The sequence below is a fragment of the Streptomyces sp. NPDC037083 genome (assembly GCF_055606485.1).
The window spans coordinates 21,170-40,480 of record NZ_JBVJSQ010000019.1 but is presented as its reverse complement, the minus strand read 5'-3'; the positions used below and the strand labels follow the sequence as shown (position 1 = coordinate 40,480).

Annotated in this window: 18 protein-coding genes; 9 read left to right on the top strand and 9 right to left on the bottom strand. The window is 73.8% G+C overall.

Annotation, left to right across the window (positions count from 1 at the left end):
* Window positions 1–549 precede the first annotated feature (549 nt).
* The 4 genes from rpsR to rpmG are packed head-to-tail and all read right to left on the bottom strand — an operon-like array spanning window position 550 to window position 2,365.
* On the bottom strand, window positions 550–786 hold the full coding sequence (gene rpsR / locus ACZ7DE_RS37095) for a 30S ribosomal protein S18 (protein WP_470768802.1): 237 nt from the start codon (window positions 784–786) through the stop codon (window positions 550–552).
* A 5-nt stretch (window positions 787–791) separates the two neighbouring features.
* Window positions 792–1,940, bottom strand: a complete 1,149-nt coding sequence (locus tag ACZ7DE_RS37090) for a CobW family GTP-binding protein (protein ID WP_470768801.1) — start codon at window positions 1,938–1,940, stop codon at window positions 792–794.
* Window positions 1,937–2,191: a type B 50S ribosomal protein L31 gene (locus ACZ7DE_RS37085; protein ID WP_470768800.1), complete on the bottom strand. Its 255-nt coding sequence runs from the start codon at window positions 2,189–2,191 to the stop codon at window positions 1,937–1,939. The genes ACZ7DE_RS37090 and ACZ7DE_RS37085 overlap by 4 nt, the downstream gene beginning before the upstream one ends.
* Before the next feature lie 9 nt (window positions 2,192–2,200).
* Complete coding sequence (gene rpmG, locus ACZ7DE_RS37080; RefSeq protein WP_019753828.1) at window positions 2,201–2,365, bottom strand: 50S ribosomal protein L33; 165 nt, start codon at window positions 2,363–2,365, stop codon at window positions 2,201–2,203.
* A 74-nt stretch (window positions 2,366–2,439) separates the two neighbouring features.
* On the opposite strand from rpmG, the gene rpmB reads away from it, so the two are divergent.
* From rpmB to ACZ7DE_RS37060, 4 genes are all read left to right on the top strand, one after another.
* Window positions 2,440–2,676 (top strand): 50S ribosomal protein L28, encoded by a 237-nt coding sequence (gene rpmB, locus ACZ7DE_RS37075; protein WP_470768799.1) that lies wholly within the window; start codon window positions 2,440–2,442, stop codon window positions 2,674–2,676.
* Window positions 2,676–2,981: a 30S ribosomal protein S14 gene (gene rpsN / locus ACZ7DE_RS37070; RefSeq protein ID WP_470768798.1), complete on the top strand. Its 306-nt coding sequence runs from the start codon at window positions 2,676–2,678 to the stop codon at window positions 2,979–2,981. Before rpmB ends, rpsN begins: the two co-directional genes overlap by 1 nt.
* Before the next feature lie 117 nt (window positions 2,982–3,098).
* Window positions 3,099–3,611 carry a hypothetical protein gene (locus ACZ7DE_RS37065; protein ID WP_470768797.1) on the top strand — a complete coding sequence of 171 codons (513 nt, stop codon included), beginning with the start codon at window positions 3,099–3,101 and terminating at the stop codon, window positions 3,609–3,611.
* Window positions 3,612–3,993: 382 nt separating this feature from the next.
* Window positions 3,994–4,539 (top strand): DUF4232 domain-containing protein, encoded by a 546-nt coding sequence (locus tag ACZ7DE_RS37060; protein ID WP_470768796.1) that lies wholly within the window; start codon window positions 3,994–3,996, stop codon window positions 4,537–4,539.
* 15 nt (window positions 4,540–4,554) lie between these two features.
* Here the strand turns inward: ACZ7DE_RS37060 and ACZ7DE_RS37055 are convergent, their stop codons facing one another.
* On the bottom strand, window positions 4,555–5,691 hold the full coding sequence (locus ACZ7DE_RS37055; RefSeq protein WP_470768795.1) for a DUF2786 domain-containing protein: 1,137 nt from the start codon (window positions 5,689–5,691) through the stop codon (window positions 4,555–4,557).
* Window positions 5,692–5,836: 145 nt separating this feature from the next.
* Here ACZ7DE_RS37055 and ACZ7DE_RS37050 point away from each other — a divergent pair, with 145 nt between their 5' ends.
* Window positions 5,837–6,574, top strand: a complete 738-nt coding sequence (locus ACZ7DE_RS37050; RefSeq protein WP_470768794.1) for a Clp protease N-terminal domain-containing protein — start codon at window positions 5,837–5,839, stop codon at window positions 6,572–6,574.
* Between the two features lie 75 nt (window positions 6,575–6,649).
* A complete protein-coding gene (locus tag ACZ7DE_RS37045) occupies window positions 6,650–8,380 on the top strand; it encodes a bifunctional 3'-5' exonuclease/DNA polymerase (protein WP_470768793.1) in 1,731 nt (576 codons plus the stop codon).
* Here the strand turns inward: ACZ7DE_RS37045 and ACZ7DE_RS37040 are convergent, their stop codons facing one another.
* The 3 genes from ACZ7DE_RS37040 to ACZ7DE_RS37030 form a co-directional block, all read right to left on the bottom strand.
* Window positions 8,381–11,782, bottom strand: coding sequence for an AfsR/SARP family transcriptional regulator (locus ACZ7DE_RS37040; RefSeq protein WP_470768868.1), 3,402 nt, complete (start codon window positions 11,780–11,782; stop codon window positions 8,381–8,383).
* Between the two features lie 415 nt (window positions 11,783–12,197).
* A complete protein-coding gene (locus ACZ7DE_RS37035; protein ID WP_470768867.1) occupies window positions 12,198–13,088 on the bottom strand; it encodes a glycosyltransferase family 2 protein in 891 nt (296 codons plus the stop codon).
* Window positions 13,089–13,296: 208 nt separating this feature from the next.
* A complete protein-coding gene (locus ACZ7DE_RS37030; protein WP_470768792.1) occupies window positions 13,297–13,701 on the bottom strand; it encodes a DUF3052 domain-containing protein in 405 nt (134 codons plus the stop codon).
* Between the two features lie 75 nt (window positions 13,702–13,776).
* Between ACZ7DE_RS37030 and ACZ7DE_RS37025 the strand changes: the two genes are divergently transcribed.
* Entirely contained in the window at window positions 13,777–14,748 is a 972-nt protein-coding gene (locus ACZ7DE_RS37025; RefSeq protein ID WP_470768791.1) for a D-2-hydroxyacid dehydrogenase family protein, read from the top strand.
* 182 nt (window positions 14,749–14,930) lie between these two features.
* Here ACZ7DE_RS37025 and ACZ7DE_RS37020 read toward each other — a convergent pair whose 3' ends face one another.
* Window positions 14,931–17,147: an MMPL family transporter gene (locus ACZ7DE_RS37020; RefSeq protein WP_470768790.1), complete on the bottom strand. Its 2,217-nt coding sequence runs from the start codon at window positions 17,145–17,147 to the stop codon at window positions 14,931–14,933.
* Between the two features lie 490 nt (window positions 17,148–17,637).
* Here ACZ7DE_RS37020 and ACZ7DE_RS37015 point away from each other — a divergent pair, with 490 nt between their 5' ends.
* Window positions 17,638–18,174, top strand: a complete 537-nt coding sequence (locus tag ACZ7DE_RS37015; RefSeq protein ID WP_470768789.1) for a flavin reductase family protein — start codon at window positions 17,638–17,640, stop codon at window positions 18,172–18,174.
* Window positions 18,175–18,234: 60 nt separating this feature from the next.
* Window positions 18,235–19,275: a 3-oxoacyl-ACP synthase III family protein gene (locus tag ACZ7DE_RS37010; protein ID WP_470768788.1), complete on the top strand. Its 1,041-nt coding sequence runs from the start codon at window positions 18,235–18,237 to the stop codon at window positions 19,273–19,275.
* Window positions 19,276–19,311: the final 36 nt, after the last annotated feature.

Genomic DNA, 19,311 nt, shown 5'->3' with positions numbered 1-19,311 from the left:
CGGAGGCCCGGAATCCGCTCCGCGGACCGGGCGGCGCCCCGGGACGTGCGCCCGCACCCACCGCGGACCGAAATCCCGCGCCGACCCGGGACACCCCCCTGCCCGCGGTGCCCGGCGGCCACGGCCGGCGCCCCCGCGCACGACGTCGAGGTCGGCACGGGGGCGAGGCGGGGGCGGCCAGGTGCATGAGCGGCGGGTCGGCTCGACGTCGGGCAGGTGGGGAGGGCTGAGTGGCCAGGGCGAGTGGACGGAAGGAGTGACTTCACTCGTACAGATGAGCGGGACGGCCTACGGCGACCGTGGAACCTGATCTACGCAGGAGAGCGCTTCCCCGCTGGGCGGGAGTGGACGGGACGGGCGCGTACCGGACACCGCCGGGCGGTGGGCGACCGGATCCGGGCCGGGGGCGGGGCCAGGGCGGGCGCCCCCGGCCGGTCGCGCTACGGGCCGGCGGGTGACCGCGGCCTGTTTCGCGCTACGGGTCAGCGGATGGCCGCGGCCGATTCCCGCTGTCGGTCGGCGGGTGACCGCGGCCGACTCCCGTACGGGTCAGCGGGCGGCCGTGTAAGGGAGGAGGGCCATTTCGCGGGCGTTCTTGATCGCTCGGGACAACTGGCGTTGCTGCTGCGCGGTGATCCGGGTGACGCGGCGGCTGCGGATCTTTCCACGGTCCGAGATGAACTTCCGCAGCAGGTCGGTGTCCTTGTAGTCGATGTAGGTGATGCCGGCCTGGTCGAGGGGGTTGGGGCGGGGCGGGGCGGGCTTGCGCTCGGGCTTGCGGGGCATGGGGGTCAGACCTCCAGAAGGGTGTCGAAGGCGGGCGGCAGCCGCTTCCAGGCGGTGCGGCCGGCGGCGTACTCGGCGTCCGTGAGCAGGCAGGACTCCAGGAGCAGAGCGAGTCCGTCACGGTCCAGGCCGGGGGACGTGAAGACCAGGTGCTGGCAGCAGTCGCCGTGTGCGGGGTGCCAGTCCAGCGCGGCGGCCGCTCGGCGCACCGGCGGGACCATGTCCCAGGCCGCGTCGGGCAGGGACGCCAGCCACGGGCCGGCCGACTCCACGCAGAGCGCCCCGCCGGCCGCGTCCCAGTGGAGCAGTACGTCCGGCCTGTCGGCGAGCCAGAACCGGCCGCGGCTGCGGGCGGCCGCGCAGGTCAGGTCCTCCAGCGCCGCGTACAGCCGTTCCGGGTGGAACGGGCGGCGGCGGTGCCAGACGAAGGTGCTGACGCCGTGCGCGTCGGCGTCGGCGGGCAGGAGGGCGCAGGCCGGGTGCTGGGCGGCGGCGGCCGCTTCCACGTCGAAGCCGGCCAGCACCTCACGGGCGAGCGGTGAGCGTGCGTCGGCACGGCCGGCCGCCGCGATCCGGACCCGGCGGGCCGTCGGGTGCAGCTGTGCCAGCAGTTCACGGTCCTCGTCGTCGGCCTCCTCGGAGTCGACGACGGCCAGGACGGGGGCGTACTCGAGCTGCCGCGCGAAGGTGTCGGCGACGGTGCGCCGGTCGGTGGCGGCCGCGGCGAGACCGACGTCGGCGAGGTCGTCGCCGTTGCCGAGGTACGGCAGCAGCAGGGCCGGGTCGACGGCGGTGACGACGCCGGTGACCGTGAGCCCGCCGGCCACCACCACCTCGGCCATGGCCTTGGGCTCGACGGAGTCCCACAGTTCGACGACCGCGAGACGGGTGCCGCCGTCGTCGGCGAGGCGGCGCAGTTCGGGCACCAGGTCCTCGCGCAGCGCGCAGCAGGCGCAGTCGTCGACCAGGGGCGTCTCGCCGACGGAGAGGACTCCCCCGGCGTCGCCGACGGTCCGGACGACGGTGCCGGAAGCGGCCGTCGCGAGGTCGTGGTGGAGGACGACGCTGCCGGGGACGTCCGCGAGCAGACGCGCGACCGCCGTCCGGCGGGCGTCGGCGTGCAGACCGCCGACGATCACGACCGACAGGCTCACGCCCCGCCTCGCTTTCCGTAACGGCGCTCGAAGCGCTCGACCCGGCCGGCGGTGTCCAGGACGCGCGCGGCGCCCGTGTAGAAGGGGTGGCTGACGTCGGAGATCTCGACGTCGACGACGGGGTACGTGCGGCCGTCCTCCCATTCGATCGTCTTGTCGCTGCTCATGGTGGAGCGGGTGAGGAAGGCGTGGTTCGCGGCGCGGTCGCGGAAGACGACGGGACCGTAGGCCGGGTGGATCCGGTTGCGCATGGCGGTGGTTCAGCGCTCCTCTCGGAAGTCGACGTGCCGGCCGACGACGGGGTCGTACTTGCGCAGGGTCATGCGGTCCGGGTCGTTGCGGCGGTTCTTGCGCGTCACATAGGTGAAGCCCGTGCCCGCCGTGGACCGCAGCTTGATGACCGGGCGGAGTTCGTTGCGTGCCATGCTGCTACCTTACTGAAAATGAAATCCATTAGCATCAAGGATTCCGGCACCGACCGAGGAGAGGTACGTCACCTGTGTCCGCGCACTGCATGCTGACCGGCGCCCAGCCGGGCTTCGGCAACCGCATCTCCCGCTCCCACCGGCGCACTTCGCGCCGCTTCGACCCCAACGTCCAGAGCAAGCGGTACTGGCTGCCGAGCGAGGACCGCCACGTGCGGCTGCGGCTGAGCACGAAGGGGATCAGGACCGTCGACGCGATCGGCGTCGAGGCGGCCGTGGCACGCATCCGCGCACAGGGGGTGCGGGTCTGATGGCGAAGAAGAGCAAGATCGCGAAGAACGAGAAGCGGCGGGAGGTCGTGGCGCGGTACGCGGCGCGGCGAGCCGAGCTGAAGGAGATCGTGCGGCGGCCGTCGTCCACCGAGGCGGAACGGGAGGCGGCGCAGCGGGAGCTGCGCGCCCAGCCGCGCGACGCCGGCGCCACGCGCGTACGCAACCGGGACCAGGTGGACGGGCGCCCGCGCGGGTACTTCCGGACGTTCGGGCTGTCCCGGGTGAGTCTGCGGGAGCAGGCGCACGCCGGGTTTCTGCCCGGGGTGCGGAAGTCGTCCTGGTAGGTCGCAGCCGCCCCCGGGCTTCCGCCGGGGCTTGCTGGTAGCTTGCTGCGAATCCTCGGTCCCCACGGTCCTGGCAGTCGACGACGGGGCCGTCCGGCTACAGCTTGGGAGCTTGCAGTGACTTCGGCGATCTTCTCGCGGGGCGCGTCCCGCCGGCCGGTGCGGGCCGCGGCCGTGGCCGCCGCGCTGGCGGGTGCGCTCGCGCTGACCGCGTGCGGCGGCGACGGCGGGTCCGACGACTCCTCCGCCACGCCGTCGACGACGGCGACCGCGGACACCGGTGGCGTGGGCGGCGCGTCGGCCTCGGTCTCCGCCTCCGACGACCTGGAGGGGAGCTGGCTCGCCACGACGGACGGCAAGGCCGTCGCCCTGATCGTCACCGGGAAGCAGGCCGCCCTCTTCGTGACCGGCGGGGCCGTGTGCAGCGGGACCGCCGGCGAGGAGGCGGGCATGCGGATGATCCACCTCAAGTGCACCAGCGGGAAGGACGACCGCAAGACCGGCATGGTCGGCTCCGTCGACGCGAAGTCTCTGAAGGTGACCTGGGAGGGTGCGGTCGGCAAGGAGACCTTCACCAAGGCGGAGAGCGGCCAGTGGCCCTCGGGCCTGCCCACCCCGGGCCTCGGTTAGGTACCGAAGCGTGCCCGCGCGCGGGCACGACGCCGGCGGCCTTGCGGGCGCGGGCGGCTGAGCGGGCGGCCGGGCAGGCACGAGCGCGGGCGGCATCGAGCGGGCGCGGGCGACGAATGGGCACGCGCGCGCAGCGGCTGGGCGGGCACGCGCGTAGCGCCTAAGCGAGCACGCGCTCGGACGGCTGAGCGGGCGGCCGGGCAGGCACGAGCGCGGGCGGCATCGAGCGGGCGCGGGCGACGAATGGGCACGCGCGCGTGGGGGCTGGGCGGGCGGGTGCGTGGGTGGTGGAGCGGGTGTGAGAGTGGGGGGCGCGCGAGGGATCGTCGTGCGCGTGCGTGATGATCCATCGAGCATCGTCACGACACCCTAGGAATCACTCATGCGCGCCGTTCCCATCACCGTCACCGCCCTCGCTGCGGCACTGCTCCTCACCGCCTGTGGAGGCGGGGACGACAGCGACTCCGGCGGCGACGAGAGCAAGGCCGCCGGCTCGACCGCCCCGGCCGGCGCCGTCTGCGCGGCCGACGACCTCGGTCAGGAGGTCGGCCCCGTCGACGCCGCGCCCGCGGCCGGGGACACCGGCAACGTCACCGTCACGCTCACCAACAAGGGTGAACAGTGCACCCTGAAGGGCTTCCCCGAGGTCACCCTGCAGGCGGACGGCACCTCCGCGATCGCGGCGAAGGACGAGGCCGCCGAGGCCCAGGCGCTGCCCCTGCCGGCGCAGGGGACGGCCTCCTTCACGATCACGTACGTGCGCGGCGAGAAGGGCGGCGACAAGAGCCTCGCCGTCAAGACGGTGAAGTACGGGCTGCCGGGCGCCTCGGCCACCGTCAGCTTCGACTGGTCGTACGGCGACGTCGCGCTGAACAGCAAGGGCGTGCCGGACGCCACGGTGAGCGCCTTCGCGCAGGCGGGCGACTGACCTGCGCCGGGGGCGTCAGGGCAGCCGTGGCCGGGACCGCATCCGGGCCCGGTCGGCCGCCTCGGCGCCCTCGGTCCAGCCCGCCTCGTCGGTGACCCCGCGCAGGCGGGTGGACACCGTGTCCGGGAACATCCGGTCCGTCGCCGCGGTGACGGCCACCGCGCGGGTGGCGAGGACCGGCAGCAGGTCGTCGTCCACCCGGGTCTCGGCGGCCTCGGCGATCTCGCCGAGACGGGCCCCTATGCGGTGGGCGTACGCGGCGAGGAAGGACTGCCGGAAGGTCTTGGTCCGCCGGCGTCCACCGGCCCGCTGGGCCGCCTCGGCCTTCGCCATCGCGGACTGCGCCTGCACCAGCAGCGAGGTGTAGAGCAGCTCCACCGCCTCCAGGTCGGCCTCGAATCCGACGACCGTGGAGAAGGCGAACGGCTCGTTCCACACCGCCCGGCAGTGGTTGGCCTCGGCGACCGCGTCCAGCAGCACCGCCTTCGCCTGTTCGTACGGCGGCTCGACACCGATCCGGCAGGCTCCCGGCGCGTCCGGGGCCGGGCCCTGGGCGTCGAGCAGCGCCTCGTCGACGCTGTGCCGGGCCATCAGCTCCTGCGCCTTCGCCGTGAGCGCCTCCGCCTCCTGCGGGAACCCGGTCGCCTCGGCCTTGGCGAGCAATGCGCGGATGCGGGTGAGCATGCGCGAGTGCGAGCCCGGGCGGGACGGCCGGGACGGTTCGTGCTCCTGGAGGGGCTCGAGGGCGGGCAGGCGCAGCAGCAGGCGGTAGAGCTCCAGGACCGCGGTGGCGTGCGTGAAACGGTCGCCGGCCGGCTGCGGGCCGTCGGGCAGTTCCTCCAGCTGGGCCGCCCAGCGCCGGCCCCGGGCCCGGTCGTCGGGCGCCTGCGCGCGGATCAGCGCGGCCGCGAGGCCCGCGTGGACGGCGTCCAGCTCCCGGCGCACGATCCGCACCACGTCCGCGGGCTGCCAGCCGCGCCGCCAGAGCGCGGCGACGAACTCCGCCCCCCGCCGCGCGAGTTCGGCGTCCGCCGCGGGGGCGGCGGCCAGGAGCGAGGCGCCCGTGTCGAGGGTGGCGTCGGCGGTGTCGTAGAGGGCGGCCCGGAAGGCGCGTTCGACGGTGTCGGCCGGACTGCTGCTGGAACTGCTCACCGGTCGATCGTGCCACGGAGGCGGGACGCGTCCCGCGCGCGGGAGGCGGTGCGGACCTCGACGGCGGCCTCGGCGACCACCTCGGCGACCACCAGGGTGACAACCTTGGGTTGACGCCCCCTCACTGTCAACCTACGGTTGACACATGACGACTCCACGACCCGTCACCCACGCGTCCGTCCGTCTCGACGACCTCATCGACGCCATCAAGAAGGTCCACGAAGAGCCGCTCGACCAGCTCCAGGACGCCGTCATCGCCGCCGACCACCTCGGCGACGTGGCGGACCACCTCATCGGCCACTTCGTCGACCAGGCCCGTCGCTCGGGCGCCTCCTGGACCGACATCGGCCGCAGCATGGGCGTCACCCGGCAGGCCGCCCAGAAGAGGTTCGTGCCGAAGGAGTCGGCCGGCCCCGACGCGGACCAGAACTTCGGCCGCTACACGCCCCGCGCGCGAAACGTGGTCATGGCCGCCCACAACGAGGCCAGAGCGGCCGGCGGCTCCGAGGGGCTGCCCGCACACCTGGTCCTCGGCCTGCTCGCGGAGCCGGAGGGCGTCGCGGCCAAGGCGATCACCGAGCAGGGCGTCTCCCTGGACACCGTCCGCGAGGCCGCCGCCGCCACGCTCCCGCCGGCCGTCGAGGAGCCGCCCGAGCTGGTCCCCTACGGCCCGGACGCCAAGAAGGTCCTGGAGCTGACCTTCCGCGAGGCGCTCCGCCTCGGCCACAACTACGTCGGCACCGAACATCTCCTGCTGGCCCTGCTGGAGCACGAGAACGGCCAGGGCGTGCTCAGCGGCCTCGGCGTCGACAAGGCCGAGACCGAGAAGTACGTCGCGAGGTTCCTGGCCGAAGTGGTGAAGGCACGCGAGGAACCCGAGTAACCCGAGCAACCCGAGGAAGAGGGGCGGCGGCAGGACCGGGCGGCCGTTGTCAGACCCCCCTGCCACACTCGCAGCATGGCCGACCGGTGGGCACTCGCTCCGGCCGAGGACGGTGGCGTGGAACTCGCCCCCCTCGGCCCCGGCGGGCTGCCCGCCGGCCCGGTGCTGCGGGAGGCGGACCTGACCCGGGCCGTGCGCGAGCGGCCCGACGTCACCCGCTGGGTCTGGCGTTCCACGGCCGAGGTGTATCCGCGTCTGCTCGCCACGGGGGTGCGAGTGGAGCGGTGCTACGACGTCGAGGACGCCGAGACCCTCCTCCTGGGCCACGAGGGGCGCTCCGGTGAGCCCCGCTCGGCGGCCGCCGCGCTGGCCCGGCTGCGCGGCGGCCCCGTACCGCCGGACCCGCCGCTGCGCTCCGCCACGCCCGGCGCGCAGTCCTCCCTGTTCGAGGCGCAGGACACCGCCGTCCGGCTGCCCCTCGACGACCTCCTCGCCGTCTACGCCGAGCAGCAGCGGCGCCACGACCGGGCCGAGCACCCGGAGCGGATGCGGCTGCTGACGGCGGCCGAGTCGGCGGGGATGCTGGTGGCCGCCGAGATGAACCGGGCCGGGCTGCCCTGGAGCGCGCAGGTGCACCGCGCGGTCCTGCACGACCTGCTCGGCGACCGGTACGCGGGCGGCGGCGAGCCCCGCCGGCTCGCCGAACTGGCCGACGAGGTGTCGGCCGCCTTCGGCCGCAGGGTCCGCCCCGACCTGCCCGCCGACGTCGTCAAGGCCTTCGCCCAGGCCGGGATCCGGGTCGGATCGACCCGGCGCTGGGAGCTCGAGTCGCTCGACCACCCGGCCGTGAAGCCGCTGATCGAGTACAAGAAGCTGTACCGCATCTGGGTGGCCCACGGCTGGTCCTGGCTGCAGGACTGGGTGCGCGACGGCCGGTTCCGGCCGGAGTTCCTCGCACACGGCACGGTCACCGGGCGCTGGGTGACCAACGGCGGGGGCGCCCTGCAGATCCCCAAGGTCATCCGGCGGGCCGTGGTCGCCGACCCCGGCTGGCGGCTCGTCGTCGCCGACGCCGACCAGATGGAGCCGCGCGTGCTGGCGGCGATCTCCCGCGATCCCGGGCTGATGGAGGTCGCGGGCCGGGAGAGCGACCTCTACCAGTCCGTCTCCGACCGCGCCTTCTCCGGCGACCGCGCGCAGGCCAAGCTCGCCGTCCTCGGCGCGGTCTACGGCCAGACCTCCGGGGACGGCCTGAAGAACCTCGCCGCCCTGCGCCGCCGCTTCCCGCGCGCGGTGGCGTACGTCGACGAGGCGGCCAGGGCGGGCGAGGAGGGCCGGCTCGTGCGGACCTGGCTGGGGCGGACCTGCCCGCCGGCGGCCGGGGCGGGCGACGCCGGGGCGGAGGAGGCCGGCATCCCGGCCTCCGAGAACGACGCCGGCCCCGGGACGGGACGGGCGGAGGGAACGGGACGCGGCGAGGGGCAGGAGTGGGTGCCGGGGTACGCCTCGACCAACGCCCGCGCGCGTGGGCGCTTCGCCCGCAACTTCGTCGTCCAGGGCAGCGCCGCCGACTGGGCGCTGCTGCTGCTCGCCGCGTTGCGGAAGACCTGTGCGGGGATGGCGGCCGAGCTGGTGTTCTTCCAGCACGACGAGGTGATCGTGCACTGCCCCGAGGAGGAGGCCGAGAGGGTCGTCGCGGCGATCCGGGAGGCGTCCGACCTGGCCGGACGGCTGACGTTCGGGGAGACGCCGGTGCGGTTCCCGTTCACGACGGCGGTGGTGGAGTGCTATGCCGACGCGAAGTAGTCAGGCGTCGCCCGCGAGCAGCTCCCCCAGTTCGCGCACGATCGCCTTCTCGTCCGTCCCGTCCAGCGCGTCGAGGGCCGCCCGCCACTCCTCGTGCGCCCGCTCCCCCTGCCCCTGCTCCCGCAGCAGAAGGCCGCGCTGGTGCCGGGCCAGGCCGGTCATGTAGCGGTCGGCGCGCGTTTCGGCCCGTCGCAGCAGTTCCGCGCACTCCCCCAACGCCCGTTCGGTACGTCCCAGCGACCGCAGGGCCCGGACGAGGCCGAGCCGCGTCTGGGACTCGCCGTGCCAGTCGCCGTGACCGCCGAGGATGCGCAGGCTCTCCTCGAAGTGCGGCAGCGCGGCGGCCGGTTCGCCGAGGGCGAGGTGGGCGTAGCCGATGTTGCAGTGCGCCGAGTGCTGCACGATGACGGCCCCGATGTCGACCCCGATGGCCAGCGAACGCCGGTGCTGCTCGATGGCGGCGCGCGGGTCGGTGTGCTCGTACAGGTTGCCGAGGTGGCTGTGGGTGACGGCCTCGCCGTGCGGGTCGCCCAACTGCCGTGAGTACTCCAGGCTCTGGCGCAGCGCCGCACCGGACTCCTCGTACCGCCCGAGCCCTTCCAGCAGCAGCCCCCGGTTGTTGAGGCAGCGCCGGATCCAGGAGAGCCGGTCGAGCCGCCGCCAGATGGCCAGGGCCGAGTCGTTGAGGACGAGAGCGTCCTTCTGGCGGCCGGTCAGGAAGTGCAGGCCTGCGAGGTCGCCCAGCGCGTACGCCTCGGCGGCCGGGTCCCCGAGCCGCCGCGCCACCCGCAGCGCGGTCCGGCCGAGCACCTCCATCTCGGCGACGCGGCCCCGGCGCTGGAGGTAGGGGAAGAGCAGGCGCAGGAGCGTGGAGACGAGGGCCGCCGTCCCACGCGCGGTGCCTGCGGCACCCGCGGCGTCCGTGCCCTCCACCAGCGCGACGATGCTCTCCAGCTCCGCGTCTGCCCACGCGAAGGCCTCTTCGGGGCCTGCGAAGGGGGGCACGTCCGCGAGGTGCGTCGCGTGGGCCGGCGGCTGCGCGGCGGTCGGGCGGCGCCGGTCGTCCTGGTCCGGACCCGCTTCGACGACGGCGACGACCATGCGCTCGGCGACGGCGGCGTACCAGTGCAGGGCGACCGCCCGGGCCGCGGCCGGGGTCGCGTCGGCGGAGCCGTCGGCCGCGGCCCGTTCGCGGGCGAAGTCGCGCACGAGGTCGTGGGGTGTGTAACGGCCGTAGGCCCGCTCCTCCAGGAGAGCCACGTCGACGAGGCGGTTCAGGGCGGCCTCGGCGCGCGGCTCGTCGATGCCGGCGAGCCGGGCCAGCAACGGGACTCCGTACGCGGGCAGGTCGAGCGCGCCGATGCGGCGGAGCGCGAGGGCCGCGTCCCGGTCGGCCTCGCGCCCGGAGGCGGCGAGCGCGTCGTGCGCCACGGCGAGGGAGCGGCGGACGCTGAGGTCGTCGTACTCCAGGTGCGACAACCTGCTTTCTGCGGCCGCGAGTTGACCGGCGAGCACGTCCGGGGTGAGGGCGCTGCGGGCGGCGAGGCGGGCGGCGACGACACGCAGGGCGAGCGGGAGACGGCCGGTGAGGGCGACGAGCGGGTGGGCCGCGTTCAGCTCCGCGCGCCCCGCGCCGGGACCGGAGGCCGCGCGCAGCAGAGCGGCGCTGTCCTCGGCGGACAGCGGCGCGAGCGGGAAGCGGTGGGCGCCGTCGAGGACGGTCAGCGGCGAGCGGCTGGTGACGATCACGGCGCAACCGGGCCCGGCCGGCAACAGCGGACGGATCTGGGCGGCGGTCGCCGCGTCGTCCAGGACGAGGAGGGTCCGGGTCGGGGCGAGCAGGGTGCGCAGCAACGCGGCCGCGGCGTCGGGTTGTTCGGGGATGTGCCGGGGCTCGGTGCCGAGGTCGCGCAGCAGGGCGGTGAGCGCCTGACCTGCGGTGAGGGGGGTCATGCCGGGGGTCGCGCCGTGCAGGTGGAGGTGGAGCTGCCCATCGGGGAAACGTTCCCTCAGGGCATGTGCGAGATGCAGGGCCAGCGCGCTCTTGCCGACGCCGGCCGTACCGCAGAGGACGACGACGACCGGGCCGCGGCCACCGGAGGGAGCGTGCGGTTCGAGCAGGCCGGAGGGACGGGAAGGGGGGCCGGAAGGGCCGGTGGCGAGGGTGCGGTGGAGACGGCGCAGGGTGTCGGCACGGCCGGTGAAGTAAGCGGGAGGCGGCGGGAGTTGTGCCGGCCGGGTGTGTCGGGTGCGCTGGGACGCGGGGCCGGACTCGGATGGGCGAGTGGAAGCGGGAGGGGCACCGGCAGCCGGGGCGGGGATTGCCGAGGAGGTGGAGGTGGCGGCGGGGTCGAGGGCGGCCGCGGGGTTGGGAGTGGCCGCGGGATCGAGAGTGGCCGCAGGGGTGGAGGTGGGCGGTGACGTGGGGCGCGGGGGCGCGGTGGCCGGGGCCTCGCTCGTGGGGCCCAGTACCTCCACGTGGGCCTCGCGGACCGCCGGGCCCGGCTCGACGCCGAGGTCCTCCACCAGACGGGTGCGCAGGTCACGGTGGACGGCGAGGGCCTCCGCCCGACGACCGGTGCGGTGCAGGGCGAGCATCAGCTGGCGGTGGAACGCCTCACGCAGCGGATGATCGGCGGCCAGCGCCGTCAGCTCCGGGACGATGTGCCCGAGCCGGGCCGCCCCGAGGGCGAGTTCGGCGTCGTAACGCCACTCCAGCAGAAGCAGCCGGGCCTCGTGCAGACGACGTACGAGGGAGTATCCGCCCAGTTCGGCCGGGAGGCCGCTCAGCGGGGCGCCCCGCCACAGCGCGAGCGCCGCCGCGCACTCGCGTACGACCCGATCCCAGTTCCGGGCCGCGTGCGCACCGCGCGCCGCGGCGACGTGACGTTCGAACACGTGGATGTCGAGTTCGCCCCGCTCGACCCGGAGTCGATAGCCGGACGGCACCGCGCGCAACCGCTCCGGATCGTCGAGCAGCCGGCGCAGCCGGGTGACGTGGTTGTGCAGCGAGGCCTGCGCGGACGCCGGCGGCGCGCCGCCCCACAGGGCCTCCTTCAGCGACTCGACGGGGACGGTCCGGCCCGCCTCGAGGAGCAGGGCGGCGAGCAGGGCACGCACCTTGGGACTGCGGACGGCGACGTACGGAGCACTGCGGACGGTCCCGTAGGGGACGTCGGCCGAGGGCTCGGCGTCGGCGCTCGCGATGCCGCTGTTCGCGATGTCGGCGCTCGCGGTGTCGGCGCTCGCGGTGTCGGCGCTCGCCGTGGAAGACTTCGCCACGTCGGCGTTCGCGATGTCCGCGTTGGCGGTATCGGCGTTCGGACCACAGGAGTTGGCCGCTTCGGCCGTGTACAGGACCGGTGGGCCCAGCAGTCCGAACCGCAGCCCGTACCGCCGCATCACGCCGCCCATCGCCCTTCCGCGCCCGGCATGTTGCCGGGTCGCCCTGTCGAGTCGCCCGCGTCAGTGGCGGATAGCCCGCCGGTTGGCGGAATTCCGCCCTCCGGCCGCCGCTTTTCCGCCAGGCTCTTCCTGACGGCCCCGGGAGTTACCCGCGGGAACCGGCTGTTCGTCCGGCCCGTTCCCGTGTTCGTGCGACGACTTCAGGCCAGGTGACCAGGGGCGACGCGGCGAACCATTGGCCACATGTTAGCGATTCGTTGGCGCGACCTGGTCTGATCAGACCATCGGATCTGGCCCGACGGTGCGCGCGTATGGACGCGCAACTCGGGGGAGTGTCGCCGCCGCGGCCGGGTCCGGGGGCGTGCGGGTCTCGGTCGTCGGAGGTGAACGACCGAGACCCGCCCCGTTCTTCTCAGATGACCGGCGGCCTGCCCAGCCGGGTCAGCCGCCACACCGTCCGCCACTTCATGGGCCGGCGGGCTCCCGCCGGCTTCCGCACGCCCTCCGCGAACCCGCCGAACCAGGCCCTCAGGCCGGGGAGCGAGCGCGTGCGCAGCAGCGTGACGGCGATCCAGACCCCCAGGTGGACCGGGATGAGCGGCAGCGGCAGGTTGCGCCGGACCAGCCAGACCCGGTTGCGGGCGGTGACGTGGTGATAGATGGCGTGGCGGGCGGGCGAGGTCTTGGGGTGCTGGAGGAGCAGTTCGGGTGCGTAGAGGATCTTCCAGCCGGCGTCGGCGGCCCGCCAGGCCAGGTCGGTCTCCTCGTGCGCGAAGAAGAACTCGGCGGGCCAGTCGCCGGTCTCGGCGAGCATGGCCATGCTCAGGGCGTGGCCGCCGCCGAGGAAGCCGGTGACGTACCCGCCCTGCATCGGGTCGGAGGCGCCGACGCGCGGCACGTGCCGGCGCTGGGTCTCGCCGTGCTCGTCGGCGATGCGGAAGCCGACGATGCCGAGGCGGGGGTCGGCGGTGTAGAGGTCGCGGACGCGGCGCAGGACGTCGGCGTCGACGAGGAGCCCGTCGTCGTCCAGTTCGACGACGACGTCCACGTCCCCGAACTCGCGGAGGCGGGCGAGGGCGACGTTGCGGCCGCCGGGGCAGCCGAGGTTCTCGTCGACGTCGATCGTGGTGACCTCGCCGGGGAGGGAGAGACGCCGGGCGAACTCGGGGAGGACGCAGCCGTTGCCGACGACGACGATGCGGGCGGGGGCGAGGTCCTGCTTGGCCACCGACTCCAGCAGTGCGTCGACCTCGGCGGGCCGGTTGCCCATGGTCACCACGGCAACGGCGATCCTCGGCTTCATCGCGTCCACCGCGTCCCCCACGTCCACCACGTCCCTCACTCCATCCGGCCCGCCCTCGACGGCGGCCGCGTCCCGTCCTCGCGCGGCTGTGTCGTTCACCTAGATGTTGCCTCAGGGGCGGCCGTTGCTCCGACAGCCCCCTGTTCTCCCACGGTTCTCCGCATGTTCCCCCAACCGGCGGGGCCGCCGGCTCCGGGGCGAGGCCCTCTCAGCCCGGCCGGCGGTTCTCCCGGCGGCGGACGAACTTGAGCCCCGACCAGTCCTCCCCCAGCGCCGCGACCTTCACGTCGACGACGCCGAGCGGGAGGAAGAGGTCGCGGAGGGCGTTCTCGGTGACGTCGCTGACGTGACCGGCCGCCTTTCGGGGCCAGGCGATCCACACCATGGCGTCGTCGGCGAGATCACGGACGAGGGCCGGGCTCTCGGCGGCGAGTTCGGCATGGGTGCGGTAGAAGGCGACGGTGACGTCGGCGTCGCGGGGGCCGCCGGGGGCGACGTGGACGCCGTCGGGGAGGCCGGGCACGTCCCATCCGGGCGGGGCGTGCCGCAGTCGCACCCGGTGACCGGGCTTGACGCCGAGCTTCCTGGCGAGGGGGGTGACGGAGGCGCTCACGCCTCCACCGTAATCTCGGAACGGACCCGTCCCGGATCGGAACCACCGGGAACCACCCCAGCCGGAGGAATCGCCGTGCCGTTCCGCTGTGCCGTCCTCGACGACTTCCAGAACGTCGCGAAGGCCTACGCCGACTGGTCGGCGCCGTCGTCGCCCCCGGGCGAGGAACTGGACGTGGTCTCCTTCACCGAACACTTCGGCGACGAGGACGAACTCGCCGCGGCGCTCGCCGACTTCGACTGCGTGGTCACCCTGCGGGAGCGGGTCTCCTTCCCGGCGTCGTTGCTGGACCGCCTCCCCCGGCTGCGGCTGCTGATCGCCTCCGGCATGCGCAACTCGGCGATCGACTACGCGGCGGCGAAGGCGAACGGCGTGACGGTGTGCGGTACGGAGAGCTCGTCGACCCCGCCGGTCGAACTGACCTGGGCACTGCTGCTGGGCCTGGCCCGGGGCCTGGTCCAGGAGAGCACGGCCCTGCGGGAGGGCGGGCCCTGGCAGTCCACGGTCGGCGCGGACCTGCACGGCCGTCGGCTCGGCCTGCTGGGCCTGGGCAGAATCGGGACTGCGGTGGCCCGGGTGGGTCTCGCCTTCGGCATGGAGGTGAGCGCGTGGAGCCAGAACCTGACGGAGGAGCGCGCCTCGGAGGTGGGCGTGCGGCCGGCCCCCTCGAAGGAGGAGCTGCTGCGCGAGAGCGACTTCGTCTCGGTGCACCTGGCGCTGAGCGAGCGCACCCGAGGACTGGTCGGACCGGCTGAACTGGCCCTTCTGAAGCCGACGGCGTACCTGGTCAACACGTCGCGGGCGGCGATCGTCGACCAGGACGCGCTGCTGACGGCACTGCGGGAGGGCCGTATCGCAGGCGCCGGCGTGGACGTCTTCGACGTCGAACCCCTCCCCGCGGACCACCCCGTGCGAAGCGCCCCGCGCCTGCTGGCGACTCCCCACCTCGGCTACGTGACCCGAACCAACTACGAGCGGTACTACGGCCAGGCGGCGGAGGGGATCCGGGCGTTCCTGGCGGGGGCGCCGGTACGGGTGCTGGGCTGAGCGGGCCGAGCGCCCGCCGCCACCACGCCGCGCTGCCCTGCGAGGCGGTGATCCACGAAGCGGCGCCGCGCACCAGGGCCGACGACCGCCCCGGCGCCCGGACCCGGCTCCTTCGCATCCTCGACGGCTGAGGCGCCCCACCCGGTCGTGCGGCGCCCTCACCTGCTGTTCTGGCAGTCCCCTCAGGTCCGGGCGGGCTCCCGGTCCTGCTCGGAGCGGGGATCCTGTCGACCGGCCAGCTGCCTGCGCAGGGCGTCGCCCTCGACGTCCACGTTCGGCAGCACGCGGTCGAGCCACCTCGGGAGCCACCACGCCCGGTCGCCCAGCAGGGCGAGTGCCGCGGGGACGAGTGTCATACGGACCACGAACGCGTCGAAGAAGACGGCGATGGCGAGACCGAAACCGATCATCTTCACCATCTGCTCGCTGGAGCCGATGAAGCCGGAGAACACCGCGATCATGATGACGGCCGCGGCCACGACCACCCGGGCCCCGTGCCGGAACCCCGTGACGACGGCGTCCGCCGACTGCTCGCCGTGGACGTACGCCTCCCGCATCCGGGTGACGAGGAAGACCTCGTAGTCCATCGCGAGGCCGAACACCACACCCACCATGAAGATCGGCATCATGGACATGATCGGGCCGGTCTGCTCCACCCCGAAGAGCGGACCGAACCAGCCCCACTGGTAGACGGCGACGACCGCGCCGAGGGCGGCGACGACCGAGAGCAGGAAGCCGAGCGCGGCCTTCAGCGGAACGAGGACCGAGCGGAAGACCACCATCAGGAGCAGGAACGCCAGGCCCACCACCAGCGCCAGGTAGGGAATCAGCGCGTCGTTCAGCTTCTGCGAGACGTCGATGTTCATCGCCGTGGCCCCGGTGACCAGGAGCTCGGCCCCGGTGTCCGCCTTGATGTCCGCGCTCTTGTCGCGGATGGCCTCGACCAGGTCCTCGGTCTCGGCCGAACTCGGCTTGGACTTCGGGATGACCGTGACGGTCGCGGTGTCGCCCGCCTTGTTGAAGGCCGCCTGCGTCACCACGGCGATGCCGCGCAGCGTGTGCAACGTCTTCTCGACCTGGGCGACGGCCCCCTTGGCGTCCTGGGAGTTCCTGGCGTCCACGACCGTCACCAGCGGGCCGTTGAAGCCGGGTCCGAAGGCGTCGGAGAGGGCGTCGTACGCCTTGCGCTGCGTGGTGTGGGGCGGCTGCCAGCCACCGTCCGGCATGCCCGTCTTCAGCGAGGCCACCGGGACCGCGGCCGTGCCGAGGCCCACCACGCCGGCGAGCAGCAGCCACACCGGGCGGCGCAGGACGAACTGCGCCCAGCGCGAGCCGCGGTTGGGCTTCCGTGCCGTCATCCCCCGGTTCTCGAGGGCCTTGCGGGCCTTGCGTCCGTGGACGCGCCTGCCCGCGTAGCCGAGCAGTGCGGGGATGAGGGTGAGTGCGATGAGGACGGCGACGGCGACCGTGCCGGCGGCCGCGACGCCCATCTTGGTCAGCATGGGGATGTTGACGACGGAGAGACCGGCCAGGGCGATGACCACCGTGAGCCCGGCGAAGACGACCGCGGAGCCGGCCGTGCCCACGGCCCGCCCGGCGGCCTCCTCCCGCGTGTGCCCCTCGGCCAGCTCGGCGCGGTAGCGGGAGACGATGAACAACGCGTAGTCGATGCCCACCGCGAGGCCGATCATCATCGCGAGGGTCGACGTCGTGGTGCCCAGGTCGAGCACGGCGGCGAGCGCGGTGATGGACGAGACGCCGATGCCGACGCCGACGATCGCCGTCAGCAGCGGCAGCCCGGCCGCGAGCAGCGAGCCGAAGGTGATGACGAGGACGATCGCGGCGACGAGGACGCCGATGATCTCGGACGGGCCGGTCTCGGGCGGGGCCTGGAGCGCGTCACCGCCGATCTCCACGACGAGTCCCGCGTCCCCCGGCTCGGCCTGCACGCCCTTCAGGGAGTCGCGGGTCTCGTCGGTCAGCTCCGTCGAGGAGACCTCGTACTTGACCGAGGAGTACGCGGTCGTGCCGTCCTTGCTCACCCCCTTGGCGGTGAACGGGTCGGTCGCCGAGGCCAGTTGGTCCGATCCCGACTTGAGGCCGGCGATGACCCCGGCGACCGCGGCCTTGTTGGCGGCGTCGGTGATCTTCTCGCCCTCCGGCGCCCTGAAGACGACCCGGGCGGTGGCGCCGTCGGCACGGGAACCCGGGAAGCGCTGGTCGAGGAGGTCGAACGCCTTCTGCGCCTCGGTCCCGGGGACCGAGAAGGATCCGGCGGCGGCGGTGGGCGCGGAGGCGGCCCCGAACCCGGCCAGCGCGAGCAGCGCCACCCAGATCAGTGCGACGAAATGCCGTCGCCGTAAGGCGAATTTGCCGAGTTTGTAGAGGAACGTGGCCACGAGGCGTACTCCCGGTCGGGTCGTTGGGTCTGCGGGCGGGTGCCGGCGATGGGGCGGGTGAAGGCGGCGGGGCGGGCAGCAGGGGCCGGACCCCGACCACTCTCCGCGCCGTGCGGGCGCCCGCCGCCTGGGCGGCTCGGGCGCGGGGTCCGGACGGTCCCCGCGCACCTCACCCCTGCCGACGGCGCGCCGTCGGACCGGGGCCGGTCCACAGCGCGCGATAAGCCCCATGGAGAACGAAACTGTTTCGTACTCAGTTGCCCTGTCGACAGCCACCACGGCACGTCCGCACCCCGCCTGCGGGCCGCGCACGGCGGAGTGACAGGCCTTCGGAGGAGATCCTGCCGATCCATGGAGGCACCTGTCTGCTGCTCTTTGGTCGAGCCCAAAGGTGCTGTCCCGATGAGCGTTCTCGTTCCGTCGCCCGCACCGCAGTGTTCAGGGCAGGCCACAGCAGGTGGACAGGGACAAGCCGAGAAGGAGGGATTCGATGCCCGACAAGGGGGCAGTGGCGCGGCCTGCCGTCGACGGCAGGGAATTCAGGCAGGCCATGGGCCGCTTCCCCACGGGCGTCGCGGTGGTGGCGTCCGGGGCGGGCGCGAGCACCGAGGCGCTGACCGTCAACTCCGTGACGTCCGTGTCCCTCGCCCCGCTGCTGATGTCGGTCTGCCTCCGGCCCGAAGGGCGGGTGTCCCGGCGGATCGCCCAGCGGGGGGAGTTCACCCTGAGTTTCCTCGCCGCGGACCAGCGTCAGGTGTCCGCTCTCTTCGCGTCCCGCGAGCGTCCGGTCGGCATACAGGCCCAGCGCCGGCTCGGCGATCTCGTGGGGCCGCGCGGCTCGGTGCTGGTCCAGGGCGCCCTGGCGTCGATGGAGTGCGTGGTGGAGACGTTCAGCGAGGGCGGGGACCACGTGATCGTCCTCGGCCGGGTCGAAGCACTGCACCTGGGAGACGCGGACCGGGAACCGCTGGTGTTCCACCGCGGCGGCTACACCCGGCTCGCCTCGCGCGTCGATGCGCAGGGCTGAGCGACCAGGTTGACCGAGCAACGACTCCAGGCCGCCCGGGCGGCCGGAAAGGTCCAGGACATGGCACACGCCGTCGCCGGCCCCAGAGCCGGAATCACCGCCGGAATCAGGGAGATCGGCATCAGCGTCCCCGAACGGGTGGTGACGAACCAGGAACTGGAGCAGACCCTCGACACCACCGACGAGTGGATCCGCGCCAACATCGGCGTGGAGACCCGGCGTTACGCGGAGCCCGACGACTGGACCTCGGACCTGGGAGCCCGCGCGCTCCTGGACGCGTGCGAGCGGGCCGGCGTCTCCCCGGGCTCCGTGGACCTGGTGATCTGCGGGACGTACACCCCCGACCGCATGCTGCCGAGCACCGCCGTGACCATCATGGGCAAGGCGGGAATCAGCGGGACTCCCGGCTTCGACGTGAACAGCGGAGGCTGCCCCGGCTCGGTCTTCGCCCTGGAGGTCGGCGCCAACTTCATCGCCTCGGGCGCCTACCGCCGGGTGGCGGTGGTCCTCGCCGACGTCAGTACGAAGATCTTCGACCCGCAGGACCGTACCGTCGCCGTCATCTTCGGTGACGCGGCCGCCTGTTACCTGCTGGAGCCGGTGGTCTCGGGCGCCGACGGGCTGGGTCCGGCGCGTCTGGGCAGCGAGCCGTCGGGCCAGTCCACCGGTTATGTGACCCGTGAGCCCCGGTTCGCCGAGAACGGTGAGCGCAGGCAGTCGGGCTTCGGCGACAACTTCACCGTCATGGTGGGCCGCGGGATCCGCGACTTCGTGCTCGGCAGCGTCCCGGGACTCATCGAGAAGACGGTGGCCGACGCGGGCCTCGGCCTCGACGACATCGACTTCTACGCACTGCACCAGGCCAACCGGCACATGGTGCACACGATCCTGGACACGCTCGGTCAGCCGCGTGACAAGACGCTGACCAACATCCAGCACATCGGGAACACCTCCGGGGCCTCGGTCCCGCTGGTCCTGCGCGACGCCGTCGACGCGGGAAGGGTCGGGCCCGGCGACCGGGTCGTGCTGGCCGCCTTCGGCGCCGGCCTCAACTACGGGGCCCTCGTGACGCGCTGGTGCGGGCCCGAGGACTTCGCCTGATCCGGCACCACCGGCCGGCGGGTTCCCCGGCCGTCC